This is a genomic window from Fructobacillus papyrifericola, assembly GCF_018437235.1.
GTDB lineage: Bacteria > Bacillota > Bacilli > Lactobacillales > Lactobacillaceae > Fructobacillus > Fructobacillus papyrifericola.
Map to the genome: position 1 here is coordinate 210,599 of NZ_JAAMFJ010000002.1, position 14,533 is coordinate 225,131.

The 14,533-nt window shown below is 49.8% G+C and carries 17 protein-coding genes and 1 other RNA gene; 2 read left to right on the forward strand and 16 right to left on the reverse strand.

The features are described from left to right. Positions 1 to 38: 38 nt before the first annotated feature. The 4 genes from phnE (G6R28_RS04605) to G6R28_RS04620 form a co-directional block, all read right to left on the reverse strand. Positions 39 to 833, reverse strand: coding sequence for a phosphonate ABC transporter, permease protein PhnE (phnE, locus tag G6R28_RS04605; RefSeq protein ID WP_213793068.1), 795 nt, complete (start codon positions 831 to 833; stop codon positions 39 to 41). Next, positions 830 to 1,612, reverse strand: coding sequence for a phosphonate ABC transporter, permease protein PhnE (phnE, locus tag G6R28_RS04610; RefSeq protein ID WP_213793069.1), 783 nt, complete (start codon positions 1,610 to 1,612; stop codon positions 830 to 832). Before phnE (G6R28_RS04610) ends, phnE (G6R28_RS04605) begins: the two co-directional genes overlap by 4 nt. Beyond that, the gene (gene phnC, locus G6R28_RS04615) at positions 1,612 to 2,409 is read right to left on the reverse strand and encodes a phosphonate ABC transporter ATP-binding protein (protein ID WP_213793070.1); all 798 of its coding nucleotides are present in this window, start codon (positions 2,407 to 2,409) and stop codon (positions 1,612 to 1,614) included. The genes phnE (G6R28_RS04610) and phnC overlap by 1 nt, the downstream gene beginning before the upstream one ends. A 309-nt stretch (positions 2,410 to 2,718) precedes the next feature. After that, positions 2,719 to 3,291, reverse strand: a complete 573-nt coding sequence (locus G6R28_RS04620; protein WP_213793071.1) for a hypothetical protein — start codon at positions 3,289 to 3,291, stop codon at positions 2,719 to 2,721. 284 nt (positions 3,292 to 3,575) lie between these two features. On the opposite strand from G6R28_RS04620, the gene G6R28_RS04625 reads away from it, so the two are divergent. Next, positions 3,576 to 4,271 carry a potassium channel family protein gene (locus tag G6R28_RS04625; protein WP_213793072.1) on the forward strand — a complete coding sequence of 232 codons (696 nt, stop codon included), beginning with the start codon at positions 3,576 to 3,578 and terminating at the stop codon, positions 4,269 to 4,271. Further along, on the forward strand, positions 4,271 to 4,525 hold the full coding sequence (locus G6R28_RS04630; RefSeq protein WP_213793073.1) for a hypothetical protein: 255 nt from the start codon (positions 4,271 to 4,273) through the stop codon (positions 4,523 to 4,525). Before G6R28_RS04625 ends, G6R28_RS04630 begins: the two co-directional genes overlap by 1 nt. 130 nt (positions 4,526 to 4,655) lie before the next feature. Here the strand turns inward: G6R28_RS04630 and ssrA are convergent. From ssrA to G6R28_RS04690, 12 genes are all read right to left on the reverse strand, one after another. Further along, positions 4,656 to 5,012: a transfer-messenger RNA gene (ssrA, locus tag G6R28_RS04635) on the reverse strand. Between the two features lie 78 nt (positions 5,013 to 5,090). After that, entirely contained in the window at positions 5,091 to 5,888 is a 798-nt protein-coding gene (accA, locus tag G6R28_RS04640; RefSeq protein ID WP_213793074.1) for a carboxyltransferase subunit alpha, read from the reverse strand. Further along, positions 5,881 to 6,729, reverse strand: coding sequence for an acetyl-CoA carboxylase, carboxyltransferase subunit beta (accD, locus tag G6R28_RS04645; protein WP_213793075.1), 849 nt, complete (start codon positions 6,727 to 6,729; stop codon positions 5,881 to 5,883). Before accD ends, accA begins: the two co-directional genes overlap by 8 nt. Positions 6,730 to 6,785: 56 nt before the next feature. Beyond that, positions 6,786 to 8,174, reverse strand: a complete 1,389-nt coding sequence (locus tag G6R28_RS04650; RefSeq protein WP_213793076.1) for an acetyl-CoA carboxylase biotin carboxylase subunit — start codon at positions 8,172 to 8,174, stop codon at positions 6,786 to 6,788. A gap of 1 nt (position 8,175) precedes the next feature. Then, on the reverse strand, positions 8,176 to 8,607 hold the full coding sequence (gene fabZ / locus G6R28_RS04655) for a 3-hydroxyacyl-ACP dehydratase FabZ (RefSeq protein WP_213793077.1): 432 nt from the start codon (positions 8,605 to 8,607) through the stop codon (positions 8,176 to 8,178). Positions 8,608 to 8,696: 89 nt separating this feature from the next. Further along, entirely contained in the window at positions 8,697 to 9,179 is a 483-nt protein-coding gene (accB, locus tag G6R28_RS04660) for an acetyl-CoA carboxylase biotin carboxyl carrier protein (RefSeq protein WP_213793078.1), read from the reverse strand. A gap of 13 nt (positions 9,180 to 9,192) precedes the next feature. Next, on the reverse strand, positions 9,193 to 10,443 hold the full coding sequence (fabF, locus tag G6R28_RS04665; protein WP_213793079.1) for a beta-ketoacyl-ACP synthase II: 1,251 nt from the start codon (positions 10,441 to 10,443) through the stop codon (positions 9,193 to 9,195). A 38-nt stretch (positions 10,444 to 10,481) separates the two neighbouring features. Continuing rightward, positions 10,482 to 11,213, reverse strand: a complete 732-nt coding sequence (gene fabG / locus G6R28_RS04670) for a 3-oxoacyl-ACP reductase FabG (RefSeq protein ID WP_213793218.1) — start codon at positions 11,211 to 11,213, stop codon at positions 10,482 to 10,484. Then, the gene (locus G6R28_RS04675) at positions 11,214 to 12,155 is read right to left on the reverse strand and encodes an ACP S-malonyltransferase (protein ID WP_213793080.1); all 942 of its coding nucleotides are present in this window, start codon (positions 12,153 to 12,155) and stop codon (positions 11,214 to 11,216) included. A 23-nt stretch (positions 12,156 to 12,178) separates the two neighbouring features. Next, positions 12,179 to 13,135, reverse strand: a complete 957-nt coding sequence (locus tag G6R28_RS04680; RefSeq protein WP_213793081.1) for a DUF561 domain-containing protein — start codon at positions 13,133 to 13,135, stop codon at positions 12,179 to 12,181. Positions 13,136 to 13,200: 65 nt separating this feature from the next. Next, positions 13,201 to 13,443 (reverse strand): acyl carrier protein, encoded by a 243-nt coding sequence (locus G6R28_RS04685; protein ID WP_213793082.1) that lies wholly within the window; start codon positions 13,441 to 13,443, stop codon positions 13,201 to 13,203. A 115-nt stretch (positions 13,444 to 13,558) separates the two neighbouring features. After that, positions 13,559 to 14,533, reverse strand: coding sequence for a beta-ketoacyl-ACP synthase III (locus G6R28_RS04690; RefSeq protein WP_213793083.1), 975 nt, complete (start codon positions 14,531 to 14,533; stop codon positions 13,559 to 13,561).

Here is a 14,533-nt window from a genome sequence, read left to right on the forward strand (position 1 = left end):
AAGCAGGTGGCCAGTTGGTCGCCTGCTTTTTTTAATCCTTATTTCAGCAAATGGCGACGGATGGTCCCGGACAACCAGTCAATGGCGGTCACCATCACGACGATTCCAATCAAGATGATGCCGACCCGTGACCAGGAACGCGTTGAGAGCGCAAAAATCAGGGGTGCACCGACTCCGCCGGCCCCAACGATTCCAAGAATCGAAGCGGAACGGACCGCGATTTCAAAGCGGTAGAGGGTGAAGTTAATGAATTCCGGCAAAACCGATGGCAAAGTCGCCCAGGAAAGGGCGTCCAAAAGGTTCCCGCCGGCCGCCACAATCGCTTCTTCCGGGCCCCGGTCGATGTTTTCAATTGCCTCGGAAAAGAGCTTCCCCATCATGCCAATCGAGTGCAAGCCCATGGCCAAGACACCGGCAAAGGCGCCGGGACCAACGGCTTTAATGAACATAATCGCCAAGACCAGCTCCGGGAATACCCGAATCACGGTCAGGACGAACTTACCGGACGTTGACCGAAGGGAAAACTTCTTGGTCGTGTGGGCCGCCCAAAAGGCGAAGGGAACGGCAATGAAGGAGGAAATAATCGTCCCCAGAAAGGCAATCGCCAGCGTCTCCAAAAGAGCGGAGAGCAAATCCTCACCGTGGCCAGAATAGACATAGGACCAATCGGGATGGAAGAGTCCGGAGAAAATCGAGCCAAGAATCTGGCCAGCAGAATCCTTAACGCCAGCAAACTGCAGGCCAGAAAAGGCCCAGACAATGACAATCAAGACGATTGCGGCAATCAGCCAGGGGCGACTTTGTTGGTAGAAAGAACGTTTTTTAACCATCATGACAAGGCCTCCCGGAGCTTATTCGACAGGGCATCAACGAAAACTACCACGACTAAAATGGCCAAAATAACGATCGACGTCCGGTCATAGCGGAACATCTCAAGTGTCGTGTTCAAGTAAAGCCCAATTCCACCGGCTCCCAGATAGCCAAGAACGGCCGAAGAACGCACGTTGATTTCCAATGTATAGAGGAAAAAGGACAGGTACTGGTTCAAAACCTGAGGAATCACGGCAAAGACCACGACCTGGCTTTGCTTACCACCAGCAGCACGCATGGCTTCAATCGGCCCCTGATCGACCGTTTCAATGGCTTCGTACAGCAGCTTAAACATCATCCCAAAAGAGAAGACGGACAGAGCGCAAACACCAGACAGGGCACCGATTCCAACAACGGCCACAAAGAGTGCGGCTAGAAGCATTTCCGGGATTGAACGAATCAGGTTCATGATAAAGCGGATGATCCCGCGAACAAAGCCGTTTTTAACAATGTTGGAAGCGGACAGCAGGGCAAAGGGAATGGCGGCCACACAGCCAATTAAAGTCCCGACAATGGCCATTTGAATGGTTTGCACCAGCGGTGTCAAAATGTCTGGCAAATAAGACCAGTCCGGATTGGCCATCTTCACCCAGAGATCAAAGAATTGATCGGCTGAAAAGTCCTGCCCAACCCCGGCCGCCTGTGCCGATAAAATCACGGCAAAGACCAGGAGCAAAAAGATTGTAAAACCGACTAAATGCCACTCTTTGACAAAGGGTCGTTTTGGAATGGACTCTTTCATCACGCTTCCTCCGCATCGTCTGCCGCATCGCTGCTGTCATCCCCAGCTTCTCGGTAAATTTCCTTAAAGTCCCGCTTGTCGACTTCTGCAATTGGCTTGTCGTAGACGATTTGACCGTTCTTCAAGCCAACGATTCGGCTGGCGTACTTCAGGGCTAGGCCAATCGAGTGGACGTTCAAGATGATCGTCATCCCGTCTTCTTCATTCAGCTTCTTCAAGTCGTTCATGACGACTTTGGTCGTTTTTGGATCCAAGCCTGATACCGGTTCATCAGCCAAAATCACGGAAGGTTCCTGCATCAGCGCACGGGCGATACCGACACGTTGCTGCTGGCCACCGGAAAGGTCACGGGCCTTGACGTAGTACTTATCCAAGAGGTTGACCCGGTCCAGGTTGGCCGCAGCCAATTCCTGATCTTCTTTGGTAAAAAGGCCCAAGGCCCCCTTCCAGGCTGGGTAGTAGCCAACCCGGCCGGACATAACGTTTCGGTAAACCGAAGAGGTCTTCACGAGGTTGTAGTTTTGAAAAATCATGGCGGCCGAACGGCGGATTTTGTGGAGCTTGTCGCCACTGGCTTTGGTAATGTCTTGCCCGTCAATCAGGATTTGCCCTTCACTGACGTCATGCAAGCGGTTGATGGCCCGTAGCAAAGTCGACTTACCGGAACCTGACAGACCCACAATCATGACAAATTCGCCACGGTTAATCTTTAGGTTGATATCCTTCAAGCCGACTACCCCGTTTGGATAGACTTTTGAAACCTTCGTCAGTTCGATGTTTCCCTTATTTGCAGTCATACTGTCCTCTTCACTAGTGATTGCGTCCGTCCAACGCTTAGTCGAAGCGTTAAATTCCGACCAGTCATCATTTTTTCAATTATTAACAGAAAACGATAAAGAACATTCGTTTTTAATCGAATTAAACTATAAATATCATTTTATCGTTCGTCTTAATTAAATTATCGCTTATTTCCTGTCATTCAACAAGAAGCTTTGTTCCTTTTTTCAGCACTAGGCCCGAACGTTTTAATCAATAAAAAGAAAACAAAGCAAAATCCCGAACTTTGCACAAAAAAACAGAACCCTTAGGTTCTGTCTAACTTTCAATCAATTCTTTTTCAATGGCACACCGTAGCGGGAAAGCAAGGAGGCTAAGTAGGCCGCCGGACTCTGTCCCAGCAATTCATTTTCCTGCTTTGACAGGGTCACGTTGGCAAAGTCCTGCTCTGCCATGCCATCAAAGTGAATGGCAAAGGTTTGGCTGTAATCCGATTCAAACTTTGTAAAGTAAGTGCTAATGTCTGAAAAAGAGGCTCGTAGATAGCCTGACTTTTGCTCACCATCTGTAACCAACAGCAGCTCCTGGCCGGCCTGATCGATCCAGAGACCATCCCCAAGGTTTAAGGCCTTCTTTTCTTCAAAGTCAGCCTGCACCCGTTCCAGCGAGCGGCTGTGTACCTTGTTTGGCGCATGGGACGCAGTTTTCTGTGAGTCCTCGTTAACGTCCCGAGGCCCCGCAGTAGCTTGCTGAAAGGCCTGGTCAACCCTGTCCGTTCGCTGTCGACGGCGGTAGTAAGAAATCCCCCAGATGATGGCAATGATAATCAAGATTGGGATGATGTGGGTGAAGAGGAAGAGCACAATCAGGAGTAGGAGTAGCCAAAAAAGAATCGTTGGCATCCAAGTCAAAAACAAAAAGCAAAACGCAATGGCGAAAATGCAGAGAATAATTAATGAAAAGAGAAACATTTACGACCGACCTTTCTTCTATTGCTGGATAGTGTACCACTTTTGACAGGCAATTAGGAAGCAATTTTTAAAAAGAAAACGGTGGTGGAATCGATTTATATCGATAAGGATAAAAGTGCTGTTACAGGAACGTAAGTTAGATATTTTTCAAACTATGCTAGTATGTTAATTATAGGGCTGATGAATAAAATTGGGAGCAATATAAAGGTACAGGAATGAAAAAACTATACTACGCAACCGTATTTACATTCGCTATCGTATCTGTTGCTTTAGCCGGACTAGATATTGGCGAACTAATATCAATCAACAAAGAACCCTATTTTTTAATTGATAAGTTCATCTTGTTATTCTTCTGGATTGATTACATCGCAAGATTAACCAGGTCAAAAAATAAGTGGCAGTTCGTTAAGTCAAACGTTTTCGACCTGTTAGCAATTATTCCCTTTGATTCGGTATTTTCGATGTTCCGAATCGCTCGAACAATTCGCCTTTTAAAGTTGTTGAAGTTTGTCCGTATTGTTGGATTCGCTGGACGATTCAAGCGAAACGTGGCTAAGTTCATCAATACAAACGGATTCATCTATCTAATGTCCTTTGCGGTTGTGCTTATCTTAATGTCGGCAGGTGTCTATTCATTGGCCGAAAATGTTTCATATGGTAACGCCTTATGGTGGGCCATCGTAACGGCTACAACAGTCGGATATGGCGACATATCGCCCACTACTGCAATTGGCCGCGGTGTTGCTATTGTATTGATGTTTGTTGGTATCGGATTGATTGGAACGATAACCAGTACCGTGACATCATTCTTCACACAGCAACAGGCAGACAAATCAGACGAAGAACTAAATAAAAAACTTACCGAGATTAACGACAAGCTGGATAGGCTGGAAAGGAAGTTAGAAAAATAATGGTATTTATTGGATTTACAGCGATTTTTATAATTTTGTTTTGGATAACTTGGAAACTTTGGACGGAATGGATTCCATGGTTAATTATTTTGTACATCGCCGCGTTAGTTATATCGTTTATCGCTGATGTGTTTGGCGTATTGTTCAGCGTACCTGGTCTCGTTATTATTGCGATTGGATTAGGTGTTGGAATTCCGCTTGGATTATACGTTCAAAAGAAACAAAACGAAAAGAAACAGAGTAATAACAGCTAAGCCATTAGGCTTTTTTATTTTGTCATCAAATTCCAGAAGAATCATTTATCTTCATTTTCTTAACTTTTCTTGCTATAAAAAAAGGTCCAACAGCAGTACTTACAAATACTGTTGTTGGCCTTTTTACCTGCTATGGACCCGAGGGGAGTCGAACCCCTGTCCAAACCGCCCGCCACGCTAGCGTCTACATTCATAGGGCAATCATTGTTACCGCAACCAGAGCAGCCATTGTCCAGAACTTGACTCTGGCTGGGATCGAATTGATTTAAGGAACCTGGCGCCGACATCGTCAGGCACCCGAGCTAACCATTTATAAGAGCAAGATCACCATGTTAGCCTAACGATCATGCCCACGTATCACTGGTTTTTAGGCAGCGACAGCGTAAGAGTTATTGTTTTTTGCAGTTAAATAGTCTGCCCGCTTTACGCCCGGATGGCGGAATGCAGCTAGCGCTCGTAACAGCCTGTCGAATTCCAAGACGAGCCCAAAATAAAAGCGCTAAGGAGTGGTCTCCTTAGCACTATTATAGCAAAGTCACTACGCTTACTAAAGCGCAATCACGAATTAGAATTTACGGTAACGGGCCCGCCGTGCTTCAACCAGTTCACGTCCAGACATTTTCTGCATGGCTTTAAACTCTTGGTCGAGCTTGTTTTTCATGCCCTCAAAGATCTTGGCGTGGTGCCGTCCTTCTGGAATTACCAGGTCAATAACCTGCTTTTCTAACAAGTCGGCAGGGGTAATCCCCATGATGCCGGCCGCTTCGTCCGCCCGCTTGGCATCCTTCCACAAAATGGAGGCGAAGCCTTCGGGTGACAAAATCGAATAGGTGGCGTTTTCAAACATCCAAACCTGGTCGGCCGTGGCCAAGGCCAAGGCACCACCAGAACCACCCTCACCATAGATGATGGCAATCATTGGCACGGTCAACTTCATTGATTCGAGAATCGATTGGGCAATCGCTTCACCCTGTCCCTGGGCCTCGGCTTCCATTCCTGGAAAGGCGCCGGGGGTGTTAATCAGGGTAATGATTGGGCGATTAAACTTGGCCGCCTGCTTCATCAAGCGTTGGGCCTTTCGGTAACCCCATGGCTGTGGTGACCCGTTGCGCTTGGACAACTTATCGTTGATGTCCGTTCCCTTATCGATGGCAATGACGGTTACGGCCTGGTCCTTCAAGCGACCAATTCCACCAATGACAGAAGCGTCATCGGCCGACAAACGGTCCCCATGCAATTCGATAAAGTCGGAAACCAAGCCGTTGATTAATTCACGGGCCATGAAGCGATCCTCACGCGACTTTTTCACGACCTCGGCTGGGTTCACATCCTTTTTAAAGATGGTTTTGACAAACTCAAACATCGGCAACCTCCCCCTGGTGCAAGGCAACAAGTTGGCCAATCACCTTCGTCAGTTCCTGACGGGGCACAATCTTGTCAACAAAACCGTTTTCCAAGAGCGTTTCCACCCGCTGAAAGTCCTTTGGCAACTTTTCGTGAATCGTCGATTCAATCACACGAGCGCCGGCAAAGCCGACCAAGGCGTGTGGTTCGGCAAGGGTAATGTCCCCCTGCATGGCAAAGGAAGCGGTAACGCCACCGGTCGTTGGGTCGGTCAAGACAACCAGGTACAACAAGCCGGCTTCTTGGTGGGCAGCGACTGCCCCAGAAACCTTGGCCATCTGCATGAGGGAGTTAATCCCCTCCTGCATTCTGGCACCACCAGAAGCGGTAAAGAGCACGACCGGTAAGCGGTGTGCGGTGGCGTATTCAAAGAGTCGGGTGATCTTTTCACCGGTCTTTGAACCAAGGGAACCCATCATGAAGTATGAATCCATGATACCCAATGCCACTGCCTGGCCGTCAATCTTGCCCGTTCCAGTCAAAACAGACTCGTTCATATCCGTTTGCTTCTTGGCCCGGTCGAGCTTGCCCTGGTAACCAGGAAAGTCCGTCTGATCAATGGTCAAATCCGCATCAAACTCGGTAAAGTCCGTCGCGAAAAGGGCAACGCGTTCACGGGCTTGGAGGCGGAAACCATAGTCACAGTTTGGACAAACGCGAAAGTCCCCGAGCTGCTTGTTGTAAATCTGCGTGCCACAGTATGGGCAGGCCAAAAAGAGCCCGTCAGGAATCCGGTCGCGAACGGCGTCCGTGACTTTAATCTTATTATTTTCGGTTTTATTCGAAGAAAACAAATCCATATTGTTTGGGCCAAGCCCGCTCCTCTCATTTACTGGCAATCCTGCCTGAAAAGAAATTATTCAGCAGCTTCTTCTTTTTCTGCCTGGGCTGCTTCCCACTTTGGCATGAAGACGTTTTCCAAGTACTTGGTTGTCACTTCGTCATTCAAGACCCCTTGGTCTTTCAGAATTTCTAACTGGAAATCCTGGGAAGTGGAGACACCGGAAACCGTGGTTTCTTCAATCATCCGTGACAACTTGGCGATGGCCTCTTCACGGGTATCATCGTGGGCAATCAACTTGGCAATCATGGAATCGTAGAAGGGCTGAATCATGTCGCCTGAGTACAGGGCTGAGTCGATTCGTACCCCAGGTCCGCCGGTTGGCAAGAAGACAAAGTCGACTTTTCCAGCAGATGGGGCGAAGTTGGCGTCGGAACGTTCAGCGGTCAAACGCATTTCAATGGCGTGGCCCTTAATCTGAACGTCTGCTTGCGTCAACGGCAGCTTTTCACCAGCCGCAACTAAGACCTGCAAGCGGACCAAGTCGAGGCCCGTGACCATTTCGGTCACGGGGTGCTCCACCTGAATACGGGTGTTCATTTCCATGAAGTAGAAGTTACCTTCTTGGTCCTGCAAGAACTCGATGGTTCCCGTGTTTTCGTAATCAATGGCGTTGACGGCCTTGGTCACGACATCAATCATGTCAGCCCGGTTTTCAGGCGTCATTGATGAAGCCGGTGATTCTTCCATCACCTTTTGGTTACGACGCTGCAAGGAACAGTTTCGTTCCGGGAAACAAACGACGTTGCCGAATTGGTCACGGATAACCTGCATCTCGATGTGCCGGCAGTCGAGCATGACTTTTTCGATGTACATGTGGTGGTCGCCGTAGTTAATCTCAGCTTCGGCCTGGGCGTTTTCGAAGTTTTCCTTCAATTCCTCAGGCTTGTAAATGAAGCGCATTCCCTTACCACCACCACCAGCAGCGGCCTTCAACAAAACCGGGTAACCGATTTCATCGGCCACTTCCCGGGCCTCGTCGACCGTGTGAATGTAGCCAAGCGAACCAGGAATAACTGGCACGTCGGCCTTACGCATTTCATTTCGGGCGTGTTCCTTGTTTCCCATCAAATCGATGGTTTCAGGACGGGGGCCAATCCACTTGATGCCAACATCGCCAACCATTTCGGCAAAGAGATCGTTTTCAGACAGGAAGCCATAACCGGGATGAATGGCTTCAGACCCGGTCAAAACGGCCGCTGAAATGACGTTCTTCATGTTGATGTAGGAATCCTGTGGCTTGGGTCCCCCAACACAGATCGCTTCATCAGCGATTTGCACGTGGAGGGCGTTTTGATCAGCCGTTGAGTAAATGGCCACCGTTTGGATGCCCATTTCCTTCAAGGTGCGGATAATTCGAACCGCGACTTCACCACGGTTGGCTACCAATACTTTTTTGAACATTTTATTCTCCAATAATAAAGGTCAATTCGGCCGTCGTTGCCTTCTTTCCGTTTACCCAGGCAATGCCCTTACCGGACCCAACAGGGCCACGCAAGCGATCCAAGGTCACTTCGAGCTTGACCTGGTCACCGGGGCGAACCATCTTACGGTAGCGGGCCTTCTTGATGCCACCAAAGTAAGCGGTCTTCCCCTTAAATTCAGGCATTGAAAGCAGGGCAACGGCACCACACTGAGCCAGTGCTTCAACTGTCAAAGCGCCTGGGAAAGTTGGGTTTCCAGGAAAGTGACCCTGGAAGATTTCTTCGTTGATTGAAATGTTCTTAATGGCGACACACTTTTCACCAGGAACGAGTTCTTCAACCGTGTCCAACATGAGCATTGGGTAACGGTGGGGTAGAATTTCTTGAATTTCTTGGGCGTTCATTAAAGACATTTTTACTCTCCTTTTGTCCCTATGTACGCCCCTTACTTCTTTGACAAAGCAGGGGGCCTGTACGGATTAAATCCGTTAATCAATTAATCTTAGTCCGTTGTCACACGGTAAAGTGGCTTGTCGTAATCGACCACTTCTTCGTTTTCAACCAGAATTTCGGCAATTGTACCGGAAACATCGGCCTTGATTTCCGTCATCAACTTCATCGCTTCGATGATGGCAACCGTTTCACCCTTTTCGACGTGATCGCCCACGTTCTTAAAGTCGGGTTCGTCTGGCTTTGGCTTCAAGTAAACCGTTCCAACCATTGGCGCCTTGATTTCCTTACCGGCGGCAGGAGCGGCTGGCGCAGCGGCTTCAGCAGGCGTTGTGGCAGCGGCTGGTGCGCTGGCGCTAGCAGCCTGAACGGGTGCACTTGCTTGAGCCGGTGCCGCAGCGGCAACTGGTGCCGCCACCTGCTCGTTTTTTGAGAGGTGCAGTGAAAAGTCACCATCTTGAATTGCAATGTCTCTCAGTGACGACTTTTCCAAGTCGGCCATCAATTCACGAATTTCTTTGACGTTCAAATTCATCGGTGCACTCCCCTTAAAACTTCTTGAAGATCACGGCAGCGTTGTGGCCACCGAATCCATAGTTGGCTGACATCACATATTCAGGCGCCACGTTTTGGTTTTCCTTGTTGACCAAGTTGACCTTCTTCGTGTGTTCGTCTGGCGTGTCAAAGCCAACGTTTTCTGGCAAGATACCACGGTCAATGGCACCGACAGAAACAACGGCTTCAACGGCACCAGCGGCACCAAGCAAGTGACCCGTCATTCCCTTTGTTGAGGAAACAGGGACTGAATTTTCACCGAAGACAGAGGCAATGGCTTCGGCTTCACCAGAATCGTTTGCACCAGTAGCAGTACCGTGGGCGTTGATGTAAGACATTTGTTCTGGCTTCATTTGGGCATCGTCCATGGCCTCTTCAAAGGCACGGATTACCCCTTCACCATCGGGTGCTGGTGAGGTCATGTGGTAGGAATCGGCCGTTGCACCGTAACCAACGATTTCGGCCAAAATCTTAGCACCACGCGCCTGGGCGTGTTCCAAAGATTCGATCACCAGGATTCCGGCTCCTTCACCCATGACGAAACCGTGACGGTTGGCGTCGAATGGCTTTGAAGCTTCCTTCGGATCCGTTTCCTTTGACAAAGCCGTCAAAGAAGCGAAGCCGGCGATTCCGATTTCGTTGATCGTGGCTTCGGCACCACCAGTCAACATGATGTCTTCCTTACCGGATTGCACGCGCCAGAAGGCTTCACCAATGGCGTTTGTGGCTGAGGCACAGGCCGTGACAATGGTCATGTTGGTTCCCTTGGCACCGAAGCGCAAGGAAACGTTACCAGAAACCATGTTGGCAATTGATTCGGGAACGAACAATGGGGATACTCGTTGTGGGCCCTTTTCGTGCATCTTGATGATCTGTTCTTGAATGGTCGTCAAACCACCAATTCCGTTTCCCAAGATAACACCGAAGCGGTTCGGGTTTTTAACCTTTGACTTTTCGTCTGAATCTTCATCAGCCAAAAGTCCGGCCTGTTCCATCGCCTGAGTCGAAGCATCGATTGCGTATTGTGAGAACAAGTCCAACTTGCGGGCGTCACGCTTACCAACGCGGGCGGCGGGATCGAACCCGTCAACCTGTCCAGCAACGGCAATTCCCGTTTCGGTTGGGTCAAACTTCGTGATTGGCTTGATACCACTTTGACCAGCAAAGATGGCGTCCAAGAACGCCTTCGTATCATTTCCGTTTGGTGCAATGGCACCCATTCCAGTAACTACAACTCGTGTCATTTTGTTTCCTTTCAACTGCTCGTGTTTCCAAGTTAACCTTAGATGTAAAGGCCACCGTCAACCGTAATCGTTTGTCCGGTCACGTAATCGTTACCCGCCAAGAAGAGGGCAACGTCGGCAACGTCTTCCACGCTTCCAAAGCGGGAGAGTGGAATTTCCTTCAAGATTGCTTCCTTGGCTTGGTCGGACAAGGCGTCCGTCATGTCTGAAACAATCATCCCCGGCGCAATCGCGTTAACGCGAATGTTGCGACGGGCCCCTTCTTTCGCAAGGGACTTGGTCAAGCCAATCACACCAGCCTTTGAAGCGGCGTAGTTAGCCTGACCAACGTTGCCCATCTGGCCAACAACGGAGGCCATGTTAATGATGACGCCGTGCTTTTGACGAATCATCTTCTTAAAGACCGGCTGCGTCACGTTGAAGGTTCCCGTCAGGTTCGTGTTCACCACGGCGGCAAAGTCTTCCAACTTCATCCCCATGGCCAACTGGTCCTTGGTAATTCCGGCGTTGTTAACCAGAATATCGATTCCTTCAAAGTCATCTTCCTTGTACAAAGCCTTCAAAGCAGCTTCGGCCGCTTCACCATCGGCAATGTCAAATTGCAAAGTCCGTGGCGTTTGCTTAAAGCTCTTGACCACTTCCTCCTTCAAGGGAGAACGGCCGTGCAAAATCAAGTTTGCACCGGCGTCATCAAAAGCGTGGGCAACGGCCAGGCCAATTCCTCGTGAGGAACCAGTGACCAAAACAGTCTTGTTTGTAAAGTCCATGATTTATCCTTCTTCCTTCAATTCGGCCACGACTTTTTCAAGGGAGGCCCAATCCGTCACGGAATAACGGGCGATGTCCTTTGAAACAATCTTGCGGGCAAACTTTGACAAAGTTACGCCGGGGCCAATTTCGACCAGCGTATCAACCCCTTGTTCTTCCACCATATTCTTCAAGCAGTCGGCAAAGTAGGTTGGTGACACAATCTGCTTTTCCAAGGTGTGCTTGACCGTTTCCTTTGTAAAGGGCTCCTTGGTTGTGTTGGAATAGACGGGATAAGTTCCGTCCGCCACGTCTTCATCTGCCAAACGCTTAGCCATTTTATCGGCTGCATCTTTTAACAGTGGGGTGTGGAAGGCACCGGAAACGGGCAAGGGAACCATTTTCTTCACGCCGTCAACCGTCAAAACCTGAACGGCTTGATCAACCGCCAGGGCTTCACCACCAATGACCAACTGAGCAAAGGTGTTGAAGTTGGCTGCATAAACAGCCAATCCTTCCCGTTGCATCTTCTCCACCGTGGCAACAATCATGTCCTGATTGTCATCCAAAACGGCGACCATCTTGCCGGGATTGGCATCCCCAACCTCCTGCATGTAGGCGCCACGGTCCTTAACCAGGGCAATGGCCTGGTCAAAGGAGAGCATGCCAGAAGCAACCAGGGCTGGGTATTCCCCGAGGGAAAGTCCCAAAGCGGAAACGACGTCTTTTACGCCCGCTTCCAGCAGACAGGCTGCCAATGCTGCATCAAAGGCAACGATGGCGGGCTGGACCCACTTTGTTTGACTAATCAGTTCTTCGTTGTTGAACACGTCCACCAGGTCGTAGCCAAGAATGGCTGAGGCTCGGTCAATGTGCTTCTTAAAGGCGGGTAAATGATCGTAAAGGTCCTGGCCCATGCCAGCCTTCTGTGAACCCTGACCGTTAAATAGCAGTCCGATGCGCATAGAAACTTCCTTACTTTACTGTTTTACTTTTCTAAACCGAGAATGTCAGCGGCTTCCGTCCAAACATCGTTCAAGATGTCTGCCACGGGCTTTTCTTCCTTAATCATTCCAGAAATCTGGCCGGCCATGAAGGCACCGCCATCCTTGTCACCCTGTTGTACGGCGGCACGGAGTGTTCCGGATTCCAGCTTTTCAACCGTTTCGTAATCAGGCGCTGGCTTTTGGGCCTCTTCGATTTCGCGCTTGACGTATTCCTTGGCCATCTTGTTCTTCAAGACACGGGCACGGGAACCGGCAATGTTTCCGGTAACAATCGTATCGATATCGCGGGCCTTCAAAATCTTCTTCTTGAAGTTTTCGTGTACTTCGGATTCTGGTGAAGCCAGGAAACGGGTTCCCATCTGAACACCGGAAGCACCCAAGGCGAAGGCTGCGGCAGCACCGCGGCCGTCGGCGATTCCACCGGCAGCGATGACTGGGATGTTAACAGCGTCAACAACCTGTGGCACCAAGGCCATCGTCGTCATCTGTCCAATGTGTCCACCGGATTCCATTCCTTCGGCGATTACGGCATCGACACCCTTTCGTTCCATCATCTTAGCCAATGAAACGGATGGCACAACAGGCATGACCACGATGCCGGCAGCGTGCAATTCGTCCAAGAATGGTGATGGGTCGCCGGCACCAGTGGCCACGACTTTGACACCTTCTTCTAAGATGACGTCGAACACTTCACGAATGTGACGGGACATCAACATGACGTTGACACCGAATGGCTTGTCCGTCAATTCCTTGGCACGACGAACTTCCTTGCGCACGTCTTCACCGTGCCAGTAGCCCGTTCCGATGAAGCCGAGTCCACCGGCTTCGGAAATAGCGGCTGCCAAAGCACCGGTTCCGGCCCAAGTCATCCCACCTTCGACGATTGGATACTTCATGCCGAGCTTGTCAAAAATCTCGTTTCCCACTTTAACTGTCATAATTTCTGCCTTACCTTTAACTTTTATGTATGCGGCGACAAGCGCCGCCTAATAAGAAGTAGTGATTACTTCTTGTCAGTTTGTTCCTTGATCTTGTTAACCAAGTCAGCAACCGTTGATACTGATTCAGTATCTTCCAACTTGATGTCGAATTCGTCTTCAACTTGGTTCAAAACTTCGAACAAGTCCAATGAGTCGGCATCGATGTCGTCCGTCATGTTCGTCGTCATTGAAACTTCTGAGTCTTCCAAATCGAATTGGTCAACCAAGATGTCCTTTACCTTGTCAAAAATCTCTTCTTGTGTCATGAGCACGTTCTCCTATAGGTTTCGTATTGCAATACGTTTGATTTTTACGGTGCAGCCTACTACACCGCATTTTACTAATGTTATTAAAACGCCCGGCACTAGCCGGGCTAGCTGGTTAAAGCTGCCAGACTTGTGCACCGATGGCCAAGCCACCGCCAAAGCCAACGAAGGCGATTTTCATCCCCGGCTTAATTTGACCGGATTCCTGCAGCTCATCCAATAGGATGGCCGTGGATGCCGCTGAAGTATTCCCGTATTCCACCATGTTGGTTGGGAACTTTTCCATCGGCTGGCCAAAGTTCTTCGCCATCGATTCGATAATTCGGTGGTTGGCCTGGTGAGCCAAGTAAAAGTCGACGTCGTCGGCCTGCAAGTCCGCCTTGGCCAATGCCTTGTCTAAGACCTTTGGTACTTCGCGGGTGGCAAAGGAATAAACACCCCGGCCGTCCTGGTGGAAGTAGGGATCAAGTGGTGAAATTTCACCGGCAAAGGCGTTCTTGTTGGCAAAGCGGCCTGTCAAGATGGCCTCGCCGCGATCACCATAGGCCTGCAGTTCTTCTGAAAGCAGTCCCTTTTCCTCGTCGGTTGACTCAAGCAAGACGCCACCGGCACCGTCTCCGAAGAGAACGGAAACCGTCCGGTCCTTCCAATCAACCAACTTGGACAAAACTTCGGCACCGATGAACATCCCCTTCTGGTAGCGACGAGAAGAAAGGAAGGAAGAGGCCACCGAGAGCCCGTAGACAAAGCCGGAACAAGCGGCGTTAATGTCAAAGGCAAAGGCCTTGTCGGCACCAATCTTTCCCTGCACAATCGCTGACGTGTGGGGAGACAGGGCATCCGGTGACATGGTGGAAACAATGATGAAGTCCAAATCAGAAGCAGCCCAGCCGGCTTTTGCAAGCAGCTTTTCGGCAACGGCAGCGGCCAGGTCCGACGTGTTTTCATTTTCGACAACGTGTCGGTTATGTATCCCCGTTCGTGGGTAAATCCATTCGTCTGACGTATCCATCAGTTCAGCTAAATCATCGTTTGAAACGACCCGTTCCGGCACCTGCCGGGCGGTCGCGACAATCTTCATCTTTTCCAT

What these genes read in the sequence shown, in the direction of transcription:
- phnE (WP_213793068.1), bottom strand. Translation starts at nt 833, where the DNA reads ATGATGGTTAAAAAACGTTCTTTCTACCAACAAAGTCGCCCCTGGCTG.
- phnE (WP_213793069.1), bottom strand. Translation starts at nt 1,612, where the DNA reads ATGAAAGAGTCCATTCCAAAACGACCCTTTGTCAAAGAGTGGCATTTA.
- phnC (WP_213793070.1), bottom strand. Translation starts at nt 2,409, where the DNA reads ATGACTGCAAATAAGGGAAACATCGAACTGACGAAGGTTTCAAAAGTC.
- G6R28_RS04620 (WP_213793071.1), bottom strand. Translation starts at nt 3,291, where the DNA reads ATGCCAACGATTCTTTTTTGGCTACTCCTACTCCTGATTGTGCTCTTC.
- G6R28_RS04625 (WP_213793072.1), top strand. Translation starts at nt 3,576, where the DNA reads ATGAAAAAACTATACTACGCAACCGTATTTACATTCGCTATCGTATCT.
- G6R28_RS04630 (WP_213793073.1), top strand. Translation starts at nt 4,271, where the DNA reads ATGGTATTTATTGGATTTACAGCGATTTTTATAATTTTGTTTTGGATA.
- accA (WP_213793074.1), bottom strand. Translation starts at nt 5,888, where the DNA reads ATGTTTGAGTTTGTCAAAACCATCTTTAAAAAGGATGTGAACCCAGCC.
- accD (WP_213793075.1), bottom strand. Translation starts at nt 6,729, where the DNA reads ATGGATTTGTTTTCTTCGAATAAAACCGAAAATAATAAGATTAAAGTC.
- G6R28_RS04650 (WP_213793076.1), bottom strand. Translation starts at nt 8,174, where the DNA reads ATGTTCAAAAAAGTATTGGTAGCCAACCGTGGTGAAGTCGCGGTTCGA.
- fabZ (WP_213793077.1), bottom strand. Translation starts at nt 8,607, where the DNA reads ATGTCTTTAATGAACGCCCAAGAAATTCAAGAAATTCTACCCCACCGT.
- accB (WP_213793078.1), bottom strand. Translation starts at nt 9,179, where the DNA reads ATGAATTTGAACGTCAAAGAAATTCGTGAATTGATGGCCGACTTGGAA.
- fabF (WP_213793079.1), bottom strand. Translation starts at nt 10,443, where the DNA reads ATGACACGAGTTGTAGTTACTGGAATGGGTGCCATTGCACCAAACGGA.
- G6R28_RS04675 (WP_213793080.1), bottom strand. Translation starts at nt 12,155, where the DNA reads ATGCGCATCGGACTGCTATTTAACGGTCAGGGTTCACAGAAGGCTGGC.
- G6R28_RS04680 (WP_213793081.1), bottom strand. Translation starts at nt 13,135, where the DNA reads ATGACAGTTAAAGTGGGAAACGAGATTTTTGACAAGCTCGGCATGAAG.
- G6R28_RS04685 (WP_213793082.1), bottom strand. Translation starts at nt 13,443, where the DNA reads ATGACACAAGAAGAGATTTTTGACAAGGTAAAGGACATCTTGGTTGAC.
- G6R28_RS04690 (WP_213793083.1), bottom strand. Translation starts at nt 14,533, where the DNA reads ATGGAAAAGATGAAGATTGTCGCGACCGCCCGGCAGGTGCCGGAACGG.